The sequence below is a fragment of the Duganella caerulea genome (assembly GCF_040362985.1).
Classification (GTDB): Bacteria; Pseudomonadota; Gammaproteobacteria; order Burkholderiales; family Burkholderiaceae_D; genus Rugamonas; species Rugamonas vulcania.
The window spans coordinates 12,859-34,869 of record NZ_BPWJ01000004.1 but is presented as its reverse complement, the minus strand read 5'-3'; the positions used below and the strand labels follow the sequence as shown (position 1 = coordinate 34,869).

The window sequence follows — 22,011 nt, the reverse complement described above, 5'->3', positions numbered from 1 at the left end:
GATTCCTAACGCGGTTTTCAGTCTATCAATGGAATGACTATAGGACTTGATATGCATCAAGGATTGGCTGTCCAGGACATTTGCTGCGGCGCAGCAGCCGGCGCCTTCCCGCTGTCATCGGCATCCTGTAAAATCCGGCCATGAGTAAATTATCCCTAGACCGCATCCTGCAATCGCAGGGTTACGGCACCCGCAAGTATTGCCGCTCCCTCATCGAGGACGGCGAAGTCAGCATCGGCGGCGTCGTGCATGACAATTACAAAGCCAGCATCGAGACCGAGGGCCTGGTGCTGACCATTTTCGATGAGGAATGGGTGTACCGCGAACACTTGTACATCGCGCTCAACAAGCCGGCCAATTTCGAATGCTCGCGCAAGCCCAGCCACCATCCAGGCGTGCTGACCCTGCTGCCCGAACAGTTCAGCTGGCGCGAAGTGCAGCCGGTCGGCCGGCTCGACCATGACACCACCGGCATGCTGCTGATGTCGGACGATGGCCCGTTTATCCATGCACAATCGTCGCCGAAGCGGCATGTGCCGAAGATTTACCAGGCCACCACGCAGGAGCCGGTCACCGATGAGCTCGTGGCGCAATTGCTGTCCGGCGTGCAGCTGCACGACGAGCCGGCGCCGCTGGCGGCGCAGACCTGCATCAAGCGCGGCGAGCATCAGCTGGAAATCGTGCTGGAGCAGGGCAAGTATCACCAGGTCAAGCGCATGCTGGCGGCCGCCGGCAACCATTGCAGCGCGCTGCATCGCTCCGCCATCGGCACGCTGACGCTGGAGTCGCTGGGCATCGCCGAGGGCGAATGGTGCTACCTGACGCCGGAGCAACTGGCCTTGCTGGCGCCGTCCGCATGAAGCTGGCCACGCTGAAGGACGGCACCCGCGACGGCCAGCTGATGGTGGTCTCGCGCGACCTGAAGACGGCGCAGTTGGCCGACGGCGTGGCGCGGACCCTGCAGCGCGCCCTGGACGATTGGACCTTCATCGCCCCGCAACTGGATGCGATCTACCAGGATCTGAACCAGGGACGCGCCCGCCGCAGCTTCGATTTCGAGCCGGCAAACTGCATGGCGCCGCTGCCGCGCGCCTTCCAGTGGGCCGACGGTTCGGCCTACGTCAACCACGTCGAGCTGGTGCGCAAGGCGCGCGGCGCCGAGCTGCCGCCGTCGTTCTGGGAAGATCCGCTGATGTACCAGGGCGGCAGCGACGATTTCCTCGGCCCGACCGACGACATCGAACTGTTCCGCGAGGAGTGGGGCATCGATTTCGAGGCCGAAGTGGCCGTGATCACCGACGATGTGCCCATGGGCGTCACGCCGGACCAGGCGCACCAGCGCATACGGCTGCTGATGCTGGCCAACGATGTTTCGCTGCGCAACCTGATTCCGGACGAGCTGGCCAAGGGCTTCGGCTTCGTCCAGTCCAAGCCGGCCACCAGCTTTTCGCCGGTGGCGGTCACGCCGGACGAGCTGGACGACGCCTGGAAGGGCGGCAAGGTCCATCTGCCGCTGCTGTCGACCTGGAACGGCAAGCTGGTCGGCAAGCCGCAGGCGGGCGTGGACATGGTGTTCAACTTCCCGCAACTGATCGCCCACCTGGCCAAGTCGCGCAATGTGCGGGTCGGCAGCATCATCGGCTCGGGCACGGTATCCAACAAGGATGCCAAGCGCGGCTATTCCTGCATCGCCGAGCAGCGCTGCCTGGAGACGATCGCCGGCGGCGCGCCGGTCACGCCGTTCATGGCCTTCGGCGACACCATCCGCATCGAAATGCTGGGCGGCGACGGTAAATCCGTGTTCGGCGCCATCGAGCAGCGCGTCCAGCAGGCGGGCGCGGCGAAATTGCCGTAAGGAATCTACGAGCAGGCCCGGAAATACCGCCGTATTCCAGCGATGGGCTGGTCCCGCCGCGGCCGATAATGGCACGGTCGAGATAAACCCCGCAGCAGGCAGATTTCCATGGCAGAAGACAGCGACGCAGAAAAGACCGAACCCGCGTCACCGAAGCGCCTCGAGCAGGCGCGTGAGGAAGGCGATGTTCCCCGTTCGCGGGAAGTGGCGACGTTTACCGTGCTGATGGCTGCGGGCGCCGGCCTGTGGATGACCGGCGACGGCCTGGTCGGCCAACTGCATTCCGCCTTGGTGTCCGGCTTGACGCTGAACCAGGAACAAATCTTCGATGCCGATATCCTGATCAACCGCATCGGCGTGGACGTGGTGCGGGTGATGCTGGCCTGCCTGCCGCTGGGCATCGCGGTGATGCTGGTGGCGCTGGCGTCGCCGCTGCTGGTGGGCGGCTGGCTGTTCAGCGGCAAGGCGATCGCACCCAATTTCAACAAACTCAATCCCGCCAACGGTCTTGGCAATATGTTCTCGACCAACTCGCTGGTCGAGCTGTTCAAGGCCGTGGCCAAGGCGCTGGTGGTGGGTCTGGTGGCCTGGCTGGTGGTGATGAAGCAGAAAGACGCCGTGATCGGCCTGGCGGTCGAGCCGCTCAAGCTGGGCACGGTGCATCTGCTGAACATGCTGGGCAGCAGCTTCCTGTTCATCGTCGGCGCGCTGGGCCTGATCGCCGCCATCGACGGCCCTTACCAGATGTGGCATTACGCGAACAAGCTGAAGATGACCCGCCAGGAGCTGATCCAGGAATCCAAGGAATCGGACGGCAATCCGCAGATCAAGGCCAAGATCCGCCAGCTGCAGCGCGAGATGGCCAAGCGCCGCATGATGGCCGACGTGCCGACCGCCGACGTGGTAGTGACCAACCCGACCCACTACGCGGTCGCGCTCAAGTACAGCGACGGCATGCGCGGCGCGCCGAAGGTGGTGGCCAAGGGCACCGACGAAGTGGCGGCCAGGATCCGCGAGATCGCGAAAGAGAACAAGGTGACGCTGCTGGAAGCGCCGGCGCTGGCGCGCGCGCTGCACAAGCACACCGAGATCGGCGACGAGATTCCGGAAGCGCTGTACTCGGCCGTGGCCGAGGTGCTGGCCTATGTGTTCCAGCTGCGCCTGTTCAGCAAGGGCGGCGGCAACCGTCCGGATATACCGAAGACACTCGATGTGCCGCCTGAGCTCGATCCGCTCAACCCCGCATCGCAAAAGAAGAAACCCGACTTGAATAACGGAGCACCCGCATGAACGCCCTGAGCAACCTGAAACTGCCGCCCTGGCTGCAAGGCCTGGCCAACAGCCGCAACAAGAGCAGCCTGGCCGCGCCTATCCTGATCATCATGCTGCTGGCGATGATGGTGCTGCCGTTGCCGGCCTTCGTGCTCGACATCTTCTTCAGCTTCAATATCGCGCTGGCGGTGATCGTGCTGCTGACCAGCCTGTACACCGTCAAGCCGCTGGACTTCATGGCCTTCCCGACCATCCTGCTGGTGTCGACCATGTTGCGCCTGTCGCTGAACGTGGCCTCGACCCGCGTGGTGCTGACCGAGGGCCACACCGGCGCCGACGCGGCCGGCAAGGTGATCGAGGCGTTCGGCCACTTCCTGATCGGCGGTAACTACACGGTCGGTATCGTGGTGTTCATCATTTTGACGATCATTAACTTCACCGTGGTGACCAAGGGTGCGGGCCGTATCGCCGAGGTGGGCGCGCGTTTCGCCCTGGATGCGATGCCGGGCAAGCAGATGGCGATCGACGCCGACCTCAACGCCGGTCTGATCGGCGAGGCCGATGCCCGCAAGCGCCGCAGCGAAGTGGCGCAGGAAGCGGAATTCTACGGCGCCATGGACGGTGCCAGTAAATACGTGCGCGGCGATGCCGTGGCCGGCATCCTGGTGACGGTGATTAACGTGGTGGGCGGCCTGCTGGTCGGCCTGCTGCAGCACGACCTGAGCTTCGCCGACGCGCTGAAGAACTACACCTTGCTGGCCATCGGTGACGGCCTGGTGGCGCAGATCCCGTCGCTGGTGATTTCCACCGCGGCCGGTATCGTGGTGTCGCGCGTGGCCAGCGAGCAGGACATCGGCACCCAGGTGGTGGGGCAGTTGTTCGCCAAGCCGCAGGTGCTGTACATCACCGCCGCTATCATCGGCGGCATGGGGCTGATTCCCGGCATGCCCAACCTGGTATTCCTGTTGCTGGCTGGCGTGCTGGCCGGTTCGGCCTACCTGATGACGCGCAAGGTCGCGGCAGGCAAGACCGCCGAGGTGGCGGCGGCGGAAGCTGCTGCCGCGTCGCCGGCCGCCGCGCCGGAGCAGGAGGAGGCCAGCTGGCAGGACATCATGCCGGTCGATACGCTGGGCCTGGAGGTGGGCTATCGCCTGATCCCGCTGGTGGACAAGACACAGGGCGGCGAACTGCTCAAGCGCATCAAGGGCATCCGCAAGAAGTTCGCGCAGGAAGTGGGTTTCCTGGCGCCGCCGGTGCATATCCGCGACAACCTGGAGCTCAAGCCTTCGGCCTACCGCATCACGCTCAAGGGCGTGGAGGTGGGTACGGGCGAAGCGTTCAACGGCCAGTTCCTGGCGATCAATCCGGGCATGGCCAGCGGCACCCTGCCGGGACTGGTGACCACCGATCCGGCCTTCGGCCTGCCTGCCACCTGGATCGACGCCAATCTGCGCGACCAGGCGCAGGGCATGGGCTATACCGTGGTCGACGCCGGCACGGTGGTGGCGACGCACCTGAACCACCTGATCACGACGCACGCGTCCGAGCTGCTGGGCCGCGCAGAGGTGCAGTCGTTGCTGGATCACCTGGGCAAGGATGCGCCCAAGCTGGTGGAGGATCTGGTGCCGAAGATGGTGTCGCTGTCGACCCTGCAGAAGGTGCTGCAGAACCTGCTGGCGGAAGGCGTGCACATCCGCGATATGCGGTCCATTATCGAGACGCTGGCCGAGCATGCCGTGCACACGCAGGATCCGAACGACCTGACCGCGCTGGTGCGTATCTCGCTGGGCCGCGCCATCGTGCAGCAGCTGTTCCCCGGTGCCAATGAGCTGTCGGTGATGACGCTGGATAATCGCCTGGAACGCTTGCTGATGCAGGCGCTGGCGGCCAGCGGGCCGGACGGCGCGGGCATCGAGCCTGGCCTGGCCGACACCATCGCGCAGCAGGCGCAGCAGGCGGCGCAGCAGCAGGAGGCGCTGGGCTTGACGCCGGTGCTGCTGGTGCCTGGGCCGCTGCGGGCTTTGCTGTCGCGCTTCCTGCGCCGCGCCTTGCCACAGTTGAAGGTGCTGTCGCATGCGGAGATCCCGGAGACCAAGACCATCCGCGTGACCGCGCTGGTGGGCCAGCAGCCGGCGTAAGTTTGAGCGGATCGCGGATGCATCCGTGCGGGCGGCCTAGACTGCTCGCATGGATGCCGACGATTTCGATATGCCGTGGAAGGAAGTGGTCATGCACCACTTTCCGGAGTTCATGGCGTTCTACTTTCCCTTTGCGCATGCAGCGATCGACTGGTCGCGGCCGCACACTTTTCTCGATCAGGAATTCGGCGCGTTGACGCGTGATGCCGAGCTGCCCATCGGCGGCGCATGGCCAAATGGCGGCTCACCAAGCTTCTGTATCAACGTGATTGGGACAAGCAGCGTATCATCAATTTGTACCGGGTGATCGACTGGATCATGCGCCTGCCTGAGGGACTTGAGGCGCGCTTACGATTAGGGATGTTGCAGATTGAAAGGAGGAAGGCCATGACTTATTTGTCTTCTATCGAACGTATCGGAATGGAAATCGGCAGGAAAGAGGGATTGAAGGAGGGGCGACTGGAAGGGTTGCAAGAAGGCAGGCAAGAAGGAAGGCAAGAGGGTAAGCAGGAAGGGTGGGCTGAAGGGCTCACGATGGTGCTGTCCCAACGTTTCGGGCGGCTGGATGCGAAGGTGCTGGCGCGCATCGCCGAGGCGGATGTGCCGCAGCTGTCGGCCTGGGCACGCAACTTTGTCGACGCCACCTCGCTGGACGAGGTTTTCCGCGCCAGTTAAGCCGCCTCGGCCGCAATGTCGAAATGCGGCCCATTTGCCCCCCTGTTCCTCGGATCGTTTCCTAAGTGCATCGTCAATAATGGCACTGTCAGAGTAAAGGCGTCTCATCCGGAAGACGCACTGCTCGACTTAGACTCCTGAGAGCCGGCCATGAACGTCAAAAAATTTACCGCACCGACTTCCCGCGAGGCGCTGCGCAAAGTCCGCGAATCGCTCGGCCCCGATGCCGTGATCCTGTCCAATCGCCAGGCCGATGGCGGCGTTGAAATCCTCGCGCTGGCCAACGACGATGCCGCCTCGCTGGCCATGCCGGCGCCGCACTCGCCGATGGCCGATCCGGCGCCATCGCTCGACCTGAACACCGCCGCGCCGTATGGCCGCGCCGAGCAGCGTCTGGAGCCGCGCCTGGAACAGCGCATGGAACCCCGCTTCGAATCGAATATGCCAACCCCGGCGCCAGCCGCCCTGCCAGCGCAACCGGTGCGCCGCGTGGTGGCTTCCAATGCGTCCTTCGCCAGCGCCACCAAGGCCGCAGCCGCAGCCGCAGTGCCGGCGCCAGCGCCGGCCAAGGCCACGATCGATGCCGAACAGATCGCCGCCTTGGTGAGCGCAGCCGTCGCCAGCGCGAAGCAGAACGCCGCCGCCGAGATGCAAGGCATGATGAGCGAGATCCGCGCCATGCGCGGCATGATGGAAACCCAGCTGGCCGAGATCTCCTGGGGCACCACGCAGGCGCGCGAGCCGCAGAAAGCCGCCGTGCTGCGCGAGATGCTGGCGGCCGGTTTCTCGGCCAGCCTGGCACGCTACCTGATCGAAAAACTGCCGGCCAACCGCGATGCTGCCGACAGCCTGCGCTGGATCAAGAATGTCCTGACCCGCAACCTGCAAACCATGGCCAACGAAGACGCGCTGATCGAGCAGGGCGGCGTGTTCGCGCTGGTCGGTCCTACCGGCGTCGGCAAGACCACCAGCACCGCCAAGCTGGCCGCCCGCTGCGTGATGCGCCACGGCCCGGACAAGCTGGCCCTGATCACCACCGACGCCTATCGTATCGGCGCCCACGAGCAGCTGCGCATCTACGGCAAGATCCTCGGCGTGATGGTGCACTCGGTGAAGGACGAGGCCGACCTGCGCATCGCCCTGAAGGAACTGAAGAACAAGCACACGGTCTTGATCGACACGGTTGGCGTCAGCCAGCGCGACCAGATGGTGACCGAGCAGGTATCGATGCTGCAAGGCGCCGGCTCCGACGTCAAGCGCCTGCTGTGTCTGAACGCCACGGCCACTCAGGAAACGCTGAACGAAGTGGTGCGCGCCTATCAAGGCAGCGGCCTGGCCGGCTGCATCATGACCAAGCTCGATGAAGCGGCCGCCATCGGCAACGTGCTGGACGTGGTGATCCGCCAGAAACTGAATCTGTTCTACGTGTCGAACGGCCAGCGCGTGCCGGAAGACCTGCACCTGGCCGATCCGGCCTACCTGATCGACCGCGCTTTCAAGTTGAAACGCGACGCCGTCAACACCCAATACCTGGACGCCGAACTGCCTCTGCTGATGAGCAACGGCGAACCAGCGATGCGCGAGGTGCACCTTGGCTAATTTCGATTTCGACCAGGCGGAGGGCCTGCGCCGCATGCTGGCGGGGCCGCAGCCCCGCATCGTCACCTTCCTGTCGGCCACGCCGCAGGACGACAAGGGCGCCATGCTGGTCAACCTGGGCGCCTCGCTGGCGCGCGCCGGCAACGACGTGCTGCTGGTCGACGCCTGCGCCAGCGCCCACGGCGTGGCCTCGCGCCTGGGCGTGGACGGCGGCGCCAGCCTGCTCAACGTGGCGCGCCAGGAGTGCGCGCTCAACCAGGTGATCCACCAGGTGCCGCAAGGGTTCTCTGTGGCGTCGATGACACGCGGCGTGCCGCGCAGCGGCCCGGACGAGACGCGCCGCCTGGCCAAGGCTTTCGACGTGCTGGCCAAGCAGACCGGCATCGTCATCGTCGACGGCGAGTTCGACGGCGTGGCCTTCCCGGTGCCGGTCATGGCCAGCTCGGAAATCGTGGTGCAGGTGTCGAATAGCGCTACCTCGATCAAGGCCGCGTACAGTATGATCAAGCGCCTGAACCAGGAACTGGGACGGCGGCCGTTCGGAATTGTGGTCACCGGGGCTTCCGAATCGGAAGCAAAGGTGGTATACGATAACATGGCACAGGCAGCCAGCCGTTACCTCGCGGTGAACCTCGTTTCGATGGGATCGGTGCCGGCGGATGAGTACCTGCAGCGCGCCGCACGCTTGGGGCGTGCGGTGGTCGATGCGTTTCCGCTGGCCGGGGCTTCGGTCGCGTTTCGTCAACTGGCGGGGCGCTTCGCGCTGGCGGGCTCGCCATCTTTCCGTTAAGGGAGCATGACAATTTTAGCGCTTAATCAATAATAAACAGGCTATGTACACGGTCAAAGGGAAAGCGGACAAGGATTCTTTGCTGACGGAGCATATGCCGTTGGTCAAGCGCCTGGCCCATCACATGAAGGCGAAACTGCCGCCCAGCGTCGAAGTCGACGATCTGGTGCAAGCCGGGATGATCGGCCTGCTCGACGCCATCAGCCGTTACGAGGAAACGCATGGCGCCCAGTTCGAAACCTACGCCGTGCTGCGCATCCGCGGCGCCATGCTCGACGAGCTGCGCAACAGCGACTGGCTGCCGCGCTCGATGCGCCAGAACATGCGCAAGATCGAGACCGCGATGAGCACGCTGCAGCAGCGCCTCGGCCATCCGCCGACCGAGTCGGAAGTGGCCAAGATGCTCAAGCTGTCGCTGGCCGACTATCAGGAAATGCTGTCCGACGGCGGCGGCCACCAGCTGGTGTACTACGAAGATTTTCACGACGACGACGGCAACGACAGCTTCCTCGACCGTTACTGCTCGGACGAGGAGAGCGATCCGCTGCGCTCGCTGCTGGACGGCGATTTCCGCCAGGCCGTGATCGACGCCATCGACGCGCTGCCGCCGCGCGAGAAAATCCTGATGGGGCTGTACTACGAAGAGGAGCTCAACTTGAAAGAAATCGGCGCCGTGATGGGCGTATCGGAATCGCGCGTATCGCAGCTGCATACGCAGGCCGTGGCGCGGTTGCGCGCCTCACTTCGGGAGCGGTCTTGGACTGGGCCAGTGTAGCCGGGGTGCTGCTGGCGCTGGCCGGCATCGTCGTCGGCCAGACGCTGGAGGGGGGAAGATTATCTTCGCTGCTGCAGCCGGCCGCGTTCGCGATCGTCGTCATCGGCACGTTTGGCGCGGTGATGCTGCAGACCCGCTTCAAGACTTTTCTGCGCGGCGTGCGCATGCTGCGGCTGGTGTTCGCGCCGCCGGCCGACACCCGCGCCGTGCTGGCGCGCGACATCAACGCCTGGAACCTGGCGGCGCGCCGCGACGGCCTGCTGTCGCTGGAGCGTTACATGCTGTCGTCCAAGGACCAGTTCAACACCAAGGGCCTGCGCCTGATCGTCGACGGCATCAATCCCGACAAGCTGCGCCAGATCCTCGACACCGAAATCACCGCCTACGAAACCGAGGAGCGCCAGGCGGTGCGCATCTGGGAATCGGCGGCCGGCTATTCGCCCACCATCGGCATCCTGGGCGCGGTGCTGGGCCTGATCCACGTGATGGAAAACCTCACCGATCCAAGCAAGCTGGGGTCGGGCATCGCGGTGGCCTTCGTGTCGACCATCTACGGTGTCGGCCTGGCCAACCTGTTGTTCTACCCGATCGCCAACAAGCTCAAGGCGATCGTCACGCAGGCCGTGCACCAGCAGGAGATCGCCGCCGCCGTGTTCTACGACATCGCCACCGGCGACCACACGCGCGTCATCGACGAGCGCATCGCCACGCTGCTGCGGGAACACTGACATGCAGAACCGCCGCGCGCGCAGGAAGTTCGACGACGAGCCGGAGAACCACGAGCGCTGGCTGATTTCCTACGCCGACTTCATCACGCTGCTGTTCGCCTTCTTCGTTGTCATGTATGCGATCTCGGTGGTCAATATCGGCCGCTACAAGGTGCTGTCGGTCGCGCTGGGGGACGCCTTCGGCGGCGCCGGCTCGGCCAAGCCGGTCAACACCGAGGTGCCCAATGTGCCCATCCCCAATCCCAACCTGCGGCGCCACGCCGAGCTGCTGCGCAAGGAAAAAACCCAGATGACCAAGCTGGCGCAGGACTTGTTGTCCACGCTGGCGCCGCTGGTCAAGGAGGGCAAGGTGCGCGTCACGCAGAACAGCCGCGGCGTCAGCGTCGAGATCAACGCCTCGGTGCTGTTCGATCCGGGCGACGCGCGATTGACCAGCGAGTCGACCGAGGCGCTGCGCGCCGTGGCCGGCCTGCTCAAGAGCGACGACCACAAGGTGCAGGTGGAAGGCCATACCGACAACCAGCCGATCCGCAACGCGCTGTTCCCGTCCAACTGGGAACTGTCGGCGGTGCGCGCCAGCAGCGTGGTGCGGCTGTTCATCGATGCCGGCGTGGCGCCGGAGCGTTTGACCGCGGTGGGCTTCAGCTCGAACGTGCCGGTGGCGTCGAACGACAATCCGATCGGCCGCGCGCGCAATCGCCGCGTGGCGGTCACGATCTTGTCCGGTATTCCGGATACGGTGACGGAAGTGCCGACGCAGGCGCCGGCTCAGCAGTAGATAAAATAAAAGCGTGGATCAGCCGGCCAGGAAACCGCGGCTGCGGGGCAGGGTGGTGGACAGGCCGCCAGGGCCGTAGAAATTGTTGGCGCCGGCCGATTGCGGACGCAGCGCCTGCAGCGCGCCTTGCGTATGGCCCATCTGCTTGTTGATCAGCATGCCGTTGATGCGGTTGAGTTCCTTGGCTTCGCGCGCGTGGTGCTGCAGCGCCTGCCACAGGGCGGTGGCTTCGGCGGCGTCGGCGCCGCTGGCGGCGACCCAGGCATCCATGCCGGCTTCCTCGGCCGGGTAACCGGCCTTGCCCAGGGCGCGGTGGCGCTGGGCCGACAACAGGGTCATCTGCGTGACCAGTGCCGATTTCTTCGTGGTGACCGCCGTCAGGCCGTCGATTTCCGCCGCCACCAGGTGTTGCTGCTCCTGCTTCAGGACGCCCAGCAGGGTCGTCATGATCTGTTCTTCTTCACGCAGGCTGTTCAGCGGGGTAGCGGTTGACATGGTAAGACCTATCGTTTGCGAGAGTGCAGCAGATCCTTGACTGTATCCAGCAAGCCATCCGCCACTTTTTCCGAGTTGACCTGGAACTGACCGTCGGCAATCGCCAGCTTGATGCGCTCGACCTTTTTGGTATCGAACACAGCGTTGGCGCCGCCGGCCGCACTGGCCGCCAATGCCTGGCCTTGCGGCGACAGGCGCACGTTGTCGGACGTTGCGGGTGTCGACGGGGCGGCCGCCTTGTCCGCGCCGCGCGCGGTCGAGGTGGAAGCCGGGGTCGACGACGGCAAGCCGGTCGTGCTCTTCAATGTATCGTTGATTTTCACAGCATCATCCTTCTCTGGTAGGAGTACGAAACTCCGGGATCTAACTCTATAACGGCGGCCGCGCGCAAAACTTTAGCGTTGCTTTACCGTAAGATCCCCGGCGTTTCGTCAAAACGCCACCTCCACCAGTCCGCCTGCCTTGGCGATTCCGGTGATTTGTTGCCCACCGGAAGTTTTTACCTGCACTACCTGGCCGTCGCCGGCCGTGCTCATGGCGCGGGCCTCGGCCGAGACGCTGAAGCCGTTGCCGCTGGAAACCAGCCGCACCAGTTGCCCGGATTGCACCACCGGTTTGCTGCGCAGCGTGTCAAGACGCAGCGGCGTGCCCGGCGGCAGTGAAATATTGGTGCTGCGGCCAATCACCTGGCCCATGTCGGTGGCGATGCCGGCCGGCAGCGCGGTCAGGTCGCCCTTCAAGGTCACCAGCTGGCTGGCCTCGATGGACTGGCCCTGGGCCAGCGGGGCGGCGCTGGCGATGTACTCGCCCACCACGGTGACCGTGGCTTGAATATATACCGTCCAGGCCGTTGGTGTCGCACAGCGCACGCCGACCGTGGTCTTGCCCCAGGCGCGCGCGCCGGGCATGAAGAAGGCCTGCGGATCGGGGCAGGCTGCCAGGTTCATGCGCGGGTCGATGGCGCCCACGGCGACCGTCACCTGGCCGGGCAGGCCGCCGCTTTGCACCTGCAGGAATTGTTCGACGCTGCGCTTGAGCGCGGCGGCGTCCTGGCGCAGCGGCGCCGCTTGCTGAGATTGAGCTTGGGCGTGGGCCGCCGGCAGCAGGGTCAGCAGGGCGGCGGTGATGAGCAGTCGTTTCATGGCGTGAGAGTCCCCTTCAATGTTGCCATCATAGTCTGGCGGCCTGGACTTGAAGCCTTGAATAGGACCGAAAAGCAGTGGCTTATCGCTCGATCGTTACCGCCGGCAACTCCGTATCATCGATCCTGTCATAACAAGTGCGTCCATTGGGAGCTGCCATGGTTGGGAAACTCGACGATTACCTGCGCTTTAACGAAGCCGCGCTGAGCCTGCGCTCTCAGCGGCAGAGCGTGCTCGCCTCGAACATCGCCAACGGCGACACGCCTAACTACAAGGCCCGCGACATCGATTTTTCCAGCGCCATGAAGGCCGCGCTGGACAAGGCCAGCCCCAGCGCCAACGCCACCTTGAAGACCACCGCCAGCAAGCATTACCCCAACCCCCAGCAAGACGGTACGACGATGGCGGACGGCACGCCGCTGCTGTACCGCGGCGTGGTGCAGGGCGCGGTCGACGGCAACACGGTCGACATGGATGTGGAACGCAACCAGTTCGCCGACAACGCCATCCGCTACGAGGCTGGCATCACCGCAATCAACGCCCAGATCAAAACCATGATGGCGGCGATACAGGGAGGTAGCTGATCATGTCGCTGTTTAATATTTTCAATGTTTCAGGTTCGGCCATGAGCGCCCAGGCGCAACGGCTCAACGTGGTGGCGTCCAACCTGGCCAATGCCGACAGCGCCACCAGCGCCAGCGGCGAGGCCTACCGCGCGCGCCAGGTGGTGTTCGAGGCCACCACGCCGACCGACGGCGGGGCCTCGACCGGGGTGCGGGTCAAGCAGGTGGTGGAAGACCAGTCGCCGATGAAGCAGATGTACGACCCCAAGCATCCGATGGCCGACGACAAGGGCTATGTGACCATGCCCAACGTGAACGTGGTCGACGAGATGGTCAACATGCTGTCGGCCTCGCGCTCCTACCAGACCAACGTCGAGACGATGAACGCGGCCAAGACGCTGCTGCTTAAAACCCTGACCATCGGCCAGTAATTCATAAGAGGACATCATGACCATCAGCGCAGTGATCGACACGCCAGTCGCGGCACCGATCAATACAACCAACAACACCAGCACCAAGTCCACCGACGACGTCGGCGCGGACCAGGACAAGTTCATGAAGCTGCTGGTGACGCAGCTGAAGAACCAGGATCCGCTGAACCCGATGGACAACGCGGCCATGACCAGCCAGCTGGCCCAGCTGTCGACGGTGACCGGCATCAACAAGGTCAACGCCACGCTGGAGTCGCTGCGCACGGACCAGGCCGCCTCGCAGTCGCTGACCGCGACCAACCTGATCGGCAAGGGCGTGCTGGTGTCGGGCAAGGGCGTCGACCTGACGACCAGCACCGACAGCGCCGGCAAGACCACCAGCACCAGTGTGTTCGGGGTCGACCTGGCCTCGCCGGCCGAGAGCGTCACGATCTCGATCCAGGACAAGAGCGGCGCCGTGGTGCGCACCATGAACATGAAGAGCACCGACGTCGGCACCTACCCGATCACCTGGGACGGCACCACCGACGCCAAGACCACCGCGCCGGCCGGCAGCTACACCTTCAGCGTGAAGGCGGTCAGCGCCGGCAAGACCCTGACCGACGCCACGCCGCTGCAGCTGGCGGCCGTGGCCAGCGTGTCGACCGGCAGCGGCGGCGTCAAGCTGAATACCTCGCTCGGACAGTTCGCGATGTCCGATATCAAAGAAGTTTTGTAACGCAGTTCACACGTCATACCTAGCATAGGGGAATACCATGTTCCAACAAGGACTTAGCGGCCTGAACGCAGCATCCAAATCGCTGGACGTTATCGGCAACAACATCGCCAACGCCAGCACCGTTGGCTTCAAGGGCTCGCAGGCGCAGTTTGCCGACCTGTACGCCAACTCGCTGAACGGCGTGTCGGGCAACAACCCGGGCATCGGTGTGACGACCGCCAAGCTGGCCCAGCAATTCACGCAGGGGAATATCGAGACCAGCAACAATCCGCTGGACATCTCGATCAACGGCGGCGGCTTCTTCCGCGAAGTGGTGAACGGCGCGGTGCAGTACTCGCGCAACGGCCAGTTCCATGAAGATAACACCCACACGCTGGTCAACGCGCAGGGCGCGGTGCTGACCGGCTACCTGTCGAACGCGGCCGGCGTGATCCAGCTGGGCGCGCCAACCCCGCTGACGCTGGACAAGTCCGACCTGACGCCGGTGCAAACCACCACCGCCAACTTCCAGCTGAACCTGAGCTCGGCGGAGAAGGTGCCGGCCACGATCCCGTTCGACGCCGGCGATCCGACCAGCTACAACAAGCAGACCGTGCTGAACGTGTACGACAGCCTGGGCACCTCGCACATCATGACGACCTACTACGTCAAGACCGATGCCAACACCTGGGACGTGTACGCGGCGGCCGACAACAAGGAAGTCGTCTCGGCCGGCGTGGCCGCGGCGGTGAACAGCGATCAGGGCGTTGCGGCTGCCCGCCTGGCCTACAACGATGCGGTGCGCGCGACGCCGCCGGACCCGGCGGCCATCGCCCAGGCGGCGGGACAGTATGCGATCGCTGCCGGCGCCGCGATGACCACCGCCGCCAGCACGCCGCCAGCCGCCGCTTCCCAGGCGCAGCTTGACGCGCTGGCCGCCGCCATCACCGCGCTCGACCCGACCGGCAGCGGCTCGATCACCGGCATGACGCCCGACCAGATCAACGCCAAGCTGGCCGCCGCCATCACCGTACCCGCCGTCAAGGCCGGCACGCTGCTGTTCACCAAGACCGGCGTGCTGGACCCGGAAGCGATGGCCCTGATGCAGCCGACGCCGCAGACGCTGCCGTTCAACATCCAGCTGCCGATCTTCCCGGACACCGGCGCGCAGCAGCCGATGACGGTGGCCACCACCTTCGACAAGACCACCCAGTACGGCAGCGTCACCAACGACCTGGGCTCGGTGCAGAACGGTTACTCGGCCGGCTCGTGGCAGCGTTATGCCATCGACGCCAACGGCGTGATCCTGGGCCAGTACAGCAACGGCAAGTCGCGTCCGATGGGGCAGATCGCCATGGCCAACTTCGCCAGCGTCGACGGCCTGACCCCGCTGGGCAACAATGCCTGGGCGGAAAGTTCGGCCTCCGGCACGCCGATGGTGGGCGTGCCGAACGCCGGCTCGATGGGTTCGCTGCGCGCCAGCTCGGTCGAGGTGTCGAACGTCGACCTGACGGCCGAACTGGTCAACATGATCACCGCGCAGCGCGTCTACCAGGCCAATGCGCAGACCATCAAGACCGAGGATTCGGTGCTGCAAACCCTGGTCAACCTGCGATAATCGAGTAAGCCATGGACCGCCTGGTTTATACCGCGATGACAGGGGCGCGGCACGTGATGGAGCAGCAAGCCACCGTTGCCAACAACCTGTCCAACGCCACCACCACCGGCTTCCGCGCCCAGCTCGATACGTTCCGGGCGGTGCCGGTGGTGTCGGAGGGCTTGCAGACGCGCGCGTTTGTGGTCGATTCCACGGTGGGCGCCGACATGCGCGCCGGCCCGATCCAGACCACCGGCCGCGCGCTGGACATCGCGGTGCGCGACCAGGGCTGGATCGCGGTGCAGTCGGCGGACGGTTCGGAAGCCTACACCCGCAACGGCAGCCTGAAGGTCAGCGAGAACGGCCTGCTGCAAACCACCAGCGGCCAGACGCTGGTGGGTGACGGCGGCCCGATCGCCATCCCGCCCGACACCACGGTGACGGTGGCCGGCGACGGCACGGTCAGCACCATCTCCACCGATTTCAAGCCCGGCCCGGCCAACGTGCTGGGGCGGATCAAGCTGGTCAACCCGGACCCCAAGGGCCTGGTGCGCGGCGACGACGGCCTGTTCCGGCAGGTCAGCGGCACGCCGGCCGAGAACGACCCGGCGGTGCGCGTGGTCGATGGCGCGCTGGAGGGCAGCAACGTCAATCCGGTCGATTCCATGGTCAATATGATCAGTCTGGCAAGGCAGTTCGAAATGCAAATGAGCCTGCTGAAGAACGCCGAGAATAACGCCGCAAAAGCCACCCAGATCCTCGCTTTGAGTTGATGCCCTCTCCCGCATAATGGTTGCGTGGGATGAGTAGCTGTCGCTTTTGACGGCTCCCGTCCGAGCAACGGGAGAAGCATCATGATACGTTCACTGTGGATCGCCAAGACCGGCATGGAAGCGCAACAGACCGCGCTTGATGTCACGTCCAACAACCTGGCCAACGTCAGCACCAACGGCTTCAAGAAGTCGCGCGCGGTGTTCGAGGATCTGCTGTACCAGAACATCCGCCAGCCGGGCGGGCAATCGTCGCAGCAGACCAACCTGCCGTCGGGCATGCAGCTCGGCACCGGCGTGCGGCCTGTCGCGATCGAACGGGTCCACACCCAGGGCAATCCCCAGTCGACCGGCAATGACAAGGACCTGATGGTCAACGGCAACGGCTTCTTCAACGTGCTGCTGCCGGACGGCACCACCGCCTACACCCGCGACGGCTCCTTCCAGCGCGACAACAACGGCCAGATGGTCACCTCCAGCGGCTTCGTGCTGCAGCCGGCCATCACCATCCCGATCACCGCGCAATCGATCACCGTCGGCCGCGACGGCACCGTCTCTGTCACGCTGCCGGGCCAGGTGGCGCCGCAGCAGATCGGCAGCATCCAGCTGTCGACCTTCATCAACCCGACCGGGCTGGAATCGAAGGGCGAGAACCTGTACGTCGAGACCGGCGCTTCCGGCAATCCGCAGACCAACACCCCGGGCACCAACGGCACCGGCGTCATCATGCAGGGCTATGTGGAAACCTCGAACGTCAACGTGGTCGAGGAGATGGTCAATATGATCCAGACCCAGCGCGCCTATGAGATCAATTCGAAGGCCATCACGACCTCCGACCAGATGCTGGCGAAGCTGTCGCAGATGTAAGGAGATGATCATGAAATACGCCATCACCACCGTCGCCGCGGCCATCGGCCTGAGCGGCTGCATGACCACCCCGACCTCCATCGTGCAGATGCCGATGACGGCCCGTCCGCTGACCAGCGAGCAGCTGCAGACCGCGCCCAGCAACGGCGCGATCTACCAGAACGCGGCCTTTCGTCCGATCTTCGAGGACCGCCGCGCGCGCCACGTGGGCGATGTGCTGACCCTGGTCATCACCGAGAAAACCTCGGCCGTGAAAGCCGGCGCCAGCTCGGGCAACAAGTCCGGCAGCGTCAGCGCCAGCGTGCCCGGCCCGCTGCAATCGACCTTCGGCGCCACGCTGGGCGCCAACAACGCCAGCAAGTACGCCGACGGTGACAACCAGTCGGCCAGCAACACCTTCACCGGCACCATGGGCGTGACCGTGGTCGAGGTGCTCTCCAACGGCAACCTGATCGTGGCCGGCGAGAAGCAGGTGGCGATGAACAAGGGCGTGGAATTCATCCGCTTCTCCGGCATGATCAATCCCGACAATATCGCCACCGGCAACACGGTGCAGTCGACCGCCGTGGCCGACGCCAAGGTCGAGTACCGCACCAACAGCCAGATCGACCGCGCCGAGATGGCGTCGATGGCGTCGCGCTTCTTCCAAAGCCTGTTACCTTTCTGATGGCCATCATGGACAGCAATCACAAACTCAACGATGGCGTGCGCCGCATGGCCGGCCTGTGCAAGCTGGCGGCGCTGCTGGTGTTCCTGGCCGTGGCCGCGCTGCTGGTGCAGCCGGCCCATGCCGAGCGCCTCAGGGACCTGGCCAGCATCGGCGGCGTGCGGCAGAATCAGCTGATCGGCTACGGCCTGGTCGTCGGCCTCGACGGCAGCGGCGACCAGACCACGCAGACCCCGTTCACCGTGCAGAGCGTGGTCTCCATGCTGCAGCAGCTGGGCGTGAACCTGCCGCAGGGCACCTCGCTGCAATTGAAGAACGTCGCCGCCGTGATGGTGACGGCCTCGCTGCCGCCGTTCGCGCAGCCGGGCCAGACGCTGGACATCACCGTCTCGTCGATGGGCAACGCCAAGAGCCTGCGCGGCGGCACGCTGCTGATGACGCCGCTCAAGGGCGCCGACGGCCAGGTCTACGGCATGGCCCAGGGCAATGTGCTGGTGGGCGGCGTGGGCGTGGCGGCCGGCGGCGCGGGCGGCAGCTCGCTGACCGTCAACCACCTGAGCGTGGGCAAGATCTCCGGCGGCGCCACGGTCGAGCGCGCGGTCGCCACCAGCCTGGGCGAGGGCAACTTCATCAAGCTGGAACTGAACACCGCCGACTTCGCCACCGCCAGCCGCGTGGTCGAGGTGATCAACGATAAATACGGTCCCGGCATCGCCTACGCGCTGGACAGCCGCGTGATCCGCGTGCAGTCGCCCAGCAGCAGCGACCAGCGGGTGAGCTTCATCGGCACCCTGCAGGACATGCAGGTCAACCCGGCCGAGCAGCCGGCCAAGGTGATCATGAACGCGCGCACCGGCTCGGTGGTGATGAACCGCGCGGTCACGCTCGACACCTGCGCCATCTCGCACGGCAACCTGTCGATCTCGGTGACGGCCGATCCGCAGATCAGCCAGCCCAATCCGCTGTCGGGCGGACGCACCGTGGTCGCGCCCAACCAGCAGGTGGGCATCAAGGCCGACAGCGGCAAGGTCATGCTGGTCAAGGGCGGCGCTTCGCTGGCCGACGTGGTCAAGGCGCTCAACGCCATCGGCGCCACGCCGCAGGATCTGCTGGCCATTTTGCAGGCGATGAAGGCGGCCGGATCGCTGCGCGCCGAGCTGGAAATCATTTAAGCGGGGCGCATCATGACCAGTCCAAACACCTTCAACGACCTCAGCAGCAAGTTCGCCCTTGACGTCAAAGACATGGGCAGCCTGCGCCAGTCGGCCAAGGCCGGCAGCCCGGAGGCGCTGAAGACGGCGTCCACGCAGTTCGAGGCCATGTTCGTCAACATGATGATGAAGAGCATGCGCGAGGCGACGCCGCAGGACGGCATGATGGACAGCCAGCAGACCAAGATGTTCACCACCATGCTGGACCAGCAGACCAGCCAGAATATCGCCAAGAAGGGCATCGGTCTGTCGGACATGCTGATCCGTCAATTGTCCAAGACCGCCGACAAGCAGGCGCTGGCGATCGGCAACGAGGCCGGCGACACCGGCAGCGGCGCCAACGGCGGCAGCTTCGGCGGCCTGGCCAGCCTGATGGACGCCAAGCTGCAGCGCGCCATCGCGGCGGCCGGCGGCGCCGGTGCCGCGGGTGCGGCCGGCTCGGTGGACGACAACAGCGCCGTCCCTGCCACCGTCAAGGGCAGCCAGGCGGCGCACGTGCGCAGCTTCCAGCAAAAGCTCGGCGCGGACGCCGAGGAGGCCAGCCGCGCCACCGGCATCCCGGCCAAGTTCATGCTGGGCCAGGCCGCGCTGGAGAGCGGCTGGGGCAAGCGCGAGATCAAGGGCCGCGACGGCAGCAACAGCCACAACCTGTTCGGCATCAAGGCCGGCGGCGACTGGAAGGGCAAGGTGGTCGAGGCCACCACCACCGAATATGTCAACGGCAAGGCGCACACCAAGGTCGAGCGCTTCCGCGCCTACGACAGCTACAGCGACAGTTTCAAGGACTACGCCAAGCTGTTGGCCAGCAATCCGCGCTACGAGAAGGTGCTGGCCAGCGCGGGCGACGCCAGCAGCTTCGCGCACGGCTTGCAGAAGGCCGGCTACGCCACCGACCCGAATTACGCGACCAAGCTGACCAGCATCATCAAGCGCTCGCTGGCCGGCTAGTCAAGTTTGGCGGCGGCCTGCCGTTACCCTCTTACAGATAGAGTAAAAACATCATGTCACTTCTCAGCATCGGCAAAAGCGGTTTGTTGGCGGCCCAGGTAGGTCTGTCGACCACCGGCAACAACATCACCAACGCTGGTGTTGCCGGATACAGCCGCCAGGCCGCCATCCAGTCCGACACCGCGACCCAGGACCAGGGCTTCGGCTTCGTCGGCAGCGGCACCGAGGTGTCGGCCGTGCGCCGCTACTACGACAATTTCCTCGCGGTGCAGCTGCGCAACGCCGAGTCCAGCCAGGCCTCGCTGGACGCCTACACCAAGCAGATCAGCCAGGTCGACAACCTGCTGGCCGATCCCACCGCCGGCCTGTCGCCGGCGCTGCAGGACTTCTTCAACGGCGTGCAGGACGCCACCTCGAACCCGGCCTCGTCCGCGTCGCGCCAGGCAATGCTGTCGAGCGCCAATTCGCTGGCCGGGCGCTTCCAGGGTTTGAGCGCGCGGCTGACCGAGATCGCCTCCGGCGTCAACGGCCAGATCACATCCACCGTCGGCGAGATCAACTCCTTCGCCAAGGAACTCGCCGCGCTGAACAACACCATCGCCGGCCTGAGCGTGGACGGCAAGGCGCCCAACGACCTGCTGGACCACCGCGACCAGATGCTGACCGAGCTGAACAAGCTGGTCAAGACCACCGTCATCCCCGGCGAGAACAACACGCTGACGGTGGAGTTCGGCACCGGCCAGCCGCTGGTGGTGGGCAACACCGCCTTCCAGTTGGCGACCTCCACCTCGCCGACCGATGTCAGCCGCGTGACGGTGGGCTACCAGTCGCCCAGCGGCGCCTTCAGCGCCTTGCCGGACAGCGTGCTGACCGGCGGCCAGCTGGGCGGCCTGATCACGTTCCGCGACGGCACCATGGACCGCGCGCAAAACTCGCTGGGCCAGGTGGCGGCCGGGCTGGCGGTCAGCTTCAACGCCCAGCACGTGCTGGGGCAGGACCAGAACGGCGCGCTGGGCACGCCGTTCTTCGGGCCGATCAACGCCTATGTCGGCGTCAACAGCCACAACTCGCAGGCCAGCACGGCCACCGTGAGCGCGGTGGTCACCGACGCCAGCAAGCTCACCGCCAGCGACTACAGCGTGGACTTCGACGGCACCAATTTCAACGTCACCCGGCTGAGCGACGGCCAGATCACGCAGATCAACCCGTTCCCGCAGACGGTGCCGCAAACCATCGACGGCGTCGACTACACGATCACCGGCGCGCCGCAGGCCAAGGACAACTTCCTGGTGCGGCCGACCTACAACGCGGCGCACGATTTCAACGTCGCCATCACCGACCGCACCAAGATCGCGCTGGCGGCGCCGATCGCCACCGCCGCGCCGACCACCAACGCCGGCAACGCCAAGATCAGCGCCGGCACGGTGGATCCCGTCTACCTGACGCCGGGCAACGCGCTGGCCGCGCCGGTCACGCTGACCTACGACAAGGCCAGCGGTTCGCTGTCGGGCTTCCCGCCGGCGCAGGACGTGACGGTCACGGTCAACGGCGTGGCCACGGTGTATCCGGCCGGCACGCCGAGCGTGCCGTACACGGACGGCGCGGCGATCAGCTTTGGCGGGATCAACTTCAACATCAGCGGCACGCCGGCCGACCTCGACACGTTCACCGTCGGGCCCAACGTCAGCGGCGTGGGCGACAGCCGCAACGGCGCCTTGCTGGCCGGGCTGCAGACCAAGAACATCCTCGACAACGGCAACGCCACCTACCAGACCACCTACGCGCAGATGGTCAACTTCGTCGGCAACAAGGCGCGCGAGGCGCAGATCAGCGGCTCGGCCGCCGACGCCGCCGTGGCCCAGGCCACCACGCAGCAGCAGAGCGTCTCCGGTGTGAACCTGGATGAGGAGGCGGCAAATCTGTTACGCTATCAACAGGCGTACCAGGCCAGCGGCAAAGTCATGCAGGTCGCCAGCACGCTGTTTGATGTCCTGCTCAACATTAGGTAATTAT

General features: G+C 65.2%; 24 protein-coding genes. 21 read left to right on the top strand and 3 right to left on the bottom strand.

Annotated features, from left to right (window positions below; all coding sequences use genetic code 11):
* The first annotated feature begins 140 nt into the window (after positions 1-140).
* The 11 genes from ACUJB0_RS12980 to motD all read left to right on the top strand — a co-directional run bounded on the left by ACUJB0_RS12980 (position 141) and on the right by motD (position 10,610).
* Positions 141-860, top strand: a complete 720-nt coding sequence (locus ACUJB0_RS12980) for a pseudouridine synthase (protein WP_444845588.1) — start codon at positions 141-143, stop codon at positions 858-860.
* A complete protein-coding gene (locus ACUJB0_RS12975) occupies positions 857-1,855 on the top strand; it encodes a fumarylacetoacetate hydrolase family protein (RefSeq protein WP_444845587.1) in 999 nt (332 codons plus the stop codon). Before ACUJB0_RS12980 ends, ACUJB0_RS12975 begins: the two co-directional genes overlap by 4 nt.
* A gap of 108 nt (positions 1,856-1,963) precedes the next feature.
* On the top strand, positions 1,964-3,145 hold the full coding sequence (gene flhB / locus ACUJB0_RS12970) for a flagellar biosynthesis protein FlhB (protein ID WP_444845586.1): 1,182 nt from the start codon (positions 1,964-1,966) through the stop codon (positions 3,143-3,145).
* On the top strand, positions 3,142-5,265 hold the full coding sequence (gene flhA, locus ACUJB0_RS12965; RefSeq protein WP_444845585.1) for a flagellar biosynthesis protein FlhA: 2,124 nt from the start codon (positions 3,142-3,144) through the stop codon (positions 5,263-5,265). The genes flhB and flhA overlap by 4 nt, the downstream gene beginning before the upstream one ends.
* A 49-nt stretch (positions 5,266-5,314) precedes the next feature.
* Positions 5,315-5,572 carry a hypothetical protein gene (locus tag ACUJB0_RS12960; RefSeq protein ID WP_444845584.1) on the top strand — a complete coding sequence of 86 codons (258 nt, stop codon included), beginning with the start codon at positions 5,315-5,317 and terminating at the stop codon, positions 5,570-5,572.
* Positions 5,494-5,940 (top strand): hypothetical protein, encoded by a 447-nt coding sequence (locus ACUJB0_RS12955; RefSeq protein ID WP_444845583.1) that lies wholly within the window; start codon positions 5,494-5,496, stop codon positions 5,938-5,940. Before ACUJB0_RS12960 ends, ACUJB0_RS12955 begins: the two co-directional genes overlap by 79 nt.
* Positions 5,941-6,090: 150 nt before the next feature.
* Complete coding sequence (flhF, locus tag ACUJB0_RS12950; RefSeq protein WP_444845582.1) at positions 6,091-7,539, top strand: flagellar biosynthesis GTPase FlhF; 1,449 nt, start codon at positions 6,091-6,093, stop codon at positions 7,537-7,539.
* Positions 7,532-8,329: a MinD/ParA family ATP-binding protein gene (locus ACUJB0_RS12945; protein ID WP_117011654.1), complete on the top strand. Its 798-nt coding sequence runs from the start codon at positions 7,532-7,534 to the stop codon at positions 8,327-8,329. The genes flhF and ACUJB0_RS12945 overlap by 8 nt, the downstream gene beginning before the upstream one ends.
* A 43-nt stretch (positions 8,330-8,372) precedes the next feature.
* Positions 8,373-9,104 (top strand): RNA polymerase sigma factor FliA, encoded by a 732-nt coding sequence (locus ACUJB0_RS12940; protein WP_444845581.1) that lies wholly within the window; start codon positions 8,373-8,375, stop codon positions 9,102-9,104.
* Complete coding sequence (locus ACUJB0_RS12935) at positions 9,086-9,832, top strand: flagellar motor protein (protein WP_444845580.1); 747 nt, start codon at positions 9,086-9,088, stop codon at positions 9,830-9,832. Before ACUJB0_RS12940 ends, ACUJB0_RS12935 begins: the two co-directional genes overlap by 19 nt.
* A gap of 1 nt (position 9,833) precedes the next feature.
* Entirely contained in the window at positions 9,834-10,610 is a 777-nt protein-coding gene (gene motD / locus ACUJB0_RS12930) for a flagellar motor protein MotD (RefSeq protein WP_444845579.1), read from the top strand.
* Between the two features lie 18 nt (positions 10,611-10,628).
* On the opposite strand, the gene ACUJB0_RS12925 is transcribed toward motD, so the two are convergent.
* From ACUJB0_RS12925 to flgA, 3 genes are all read right to left on the bottom strand, one after another.
* On the bottom strand, positions 10,629-11,105 hold the full coding sequence (locus ACUJB0_RS12925) for a flagella synthesis protein FlgN (RefSeq protein WP_117011651.1): 477 nt from the start codon (positions 11,103-11,105) through the stop codon (positions 10,629-10,631).
* An 8-nt stretch (positions 11,106-11,113) separates the two neighbouring features.
* On the bottom strand, positions 11,114-11,428 hold the full coding sequence (flgM, locus tag ACUJB0_RS12920; protein WP_444845578.1) for a flagellar biosynthesis anti-sigma factor FlgM: 315 nt from the start codon (positions 11,426-11,428) through the stop codon (positions 11,114-11,116).
* Positions 11,429-11,536: 108 nt separating this feature from the next.
* Positions 11,537-12,247, bottom strand: a complete 711-nt coding sequence (flgA, locus tag ACUJB0_RS12915) for a flagellar basal body P-ring formation chaperone FlgA (RefSeq protein ID WP_444845577.1) — start codon at positions 12,245-12,247, stop codon at positions 11,537-11,539.
* 158 nt (positions 12,248-12,405) lie between these two features.
* Between flgA and flgB the strand changes: the two genes are divergently transcribed.
* From flgB to flgK, 10 genes are all read left to right on the top strand, one after another.
* Positions 12,406-12,831, top strand: a complete 426-nt coding sequence (gene flgB, locus ACUJB0_RS12910; protein ID WP_444845576.1) for a flagellar basal body rod protein FlgB — start codon at positions 12,406-12,408, stop codon at positions 12,829-12,831.
* A 2-nt stretch (positions 12,832-12,833) separates the two neighbouring features.
* A complete protein-coding gene (gene flgC, locus ACUJB0_RS12905) occupies positions 12,834-13,241 on the top strand; it encodes a flagellar basal body rod protein FlgC (protein WP_117011648.1) in 408 nt (135 codons plus the stop codon).
* 16 nt (positions 13,242-13,257) lie between these two features.
* Complete coding sequence (locus tag ACUJB0_RS12900; RefSeq protein ID WP_444845575.1) at positions 13,258-13,959, top strand: flagellar hook assembly protein FlgD; 702 nt, start codon at positions 13,258-13,260, stop codon at positions 13,957-13,959.
* Between the two features lie 37 nt (positions 13,960-13,996).
* Complete coding sequence (locus ACUJB0_RS12895) at positions 13,997-15,556, top strand: flagellar hook protein FlgE (protein ID WP_444845574.1); 1,560 nt, start codon at positions 13,997-13,999, stop codon at positions 15,554-15,556.
* Positions 15,557-15,567: 11 nt separating this feature from the next.
* A complete protein-coding gene (flgF, locus tag ACUJB0_RS12890) occupies positions 15,568-16,308 on the top strand; it encodes a flagellar basal-body rod protein FlgF (RefSeq protein WP_161082773.1) in 741 nt (246 codons plus the stop codon).
* 81 nt (positions 16,309-16,389) lie between these two features.
* Positions 16,390-17,172: a flagellar basal-body rod protein FlgG gene (gene flgG / locus ACUJB0_RS12885; protein WP_117011644.1), complete on the top strand. Its 783-nt coding sequence runs from the start codon at positions 16,390-16,392 to the stop codon at positions 17,170-17,172.
* Positions 17,173-17,182: 10 nt separating this feature from the next.
* Complete coding sequence (locus ACUJB0_RS12880) at positions 17,183-17,839, top strand: flagellar basal body L-ring protein FlgH (protein WP_444845573.1); 657 nt, start codon at positions 17,183-17,185, stop codon at positions 17,837-17,839.
* Between the two features lie 47 nt (positions 17,840-17,886).
* On the top strand, positions 17,887-19,011 hold the full coding sequence (locus ACUJB0_RS12875; RefSeq protein WP_444846048.1) for a flagellar basal body P-ring protein FlgI: 1,125 nt from the start codon (positions 17,887-17,889) through the stop codon (positions 19,009-19,011).
* Between the two features lie 12 nt (positions 19,012-19,023).
* A complete protein-coding gene (gene flgJ, locus ACUJB0_RS12870; RefSeq protein ID WP_444845572.1) occupies positions 19,024-19,998 on the top strand; it encodes a flagellar assembly peptidoglycan hydrolase FlgJ in 975 nt (324 codons plus the stop codon).
* 53 nt (positions 19,999-20,051) lie between these two features.
* Positions 20,052-22,007: a flagellar hook-associated protein FlgK gene (flgK, locus tag ACUJB0_RS12865; RefSeq protein ID WP_444845571.1), complete on the top strand. Its 1,956-nt coding sequence runs from the start codon at positions 20,052-20,054 to the stop codon at positions 22,005-22,007.
* Positions 22,008-22,011 lie beyond the last annotated feature (4 nt).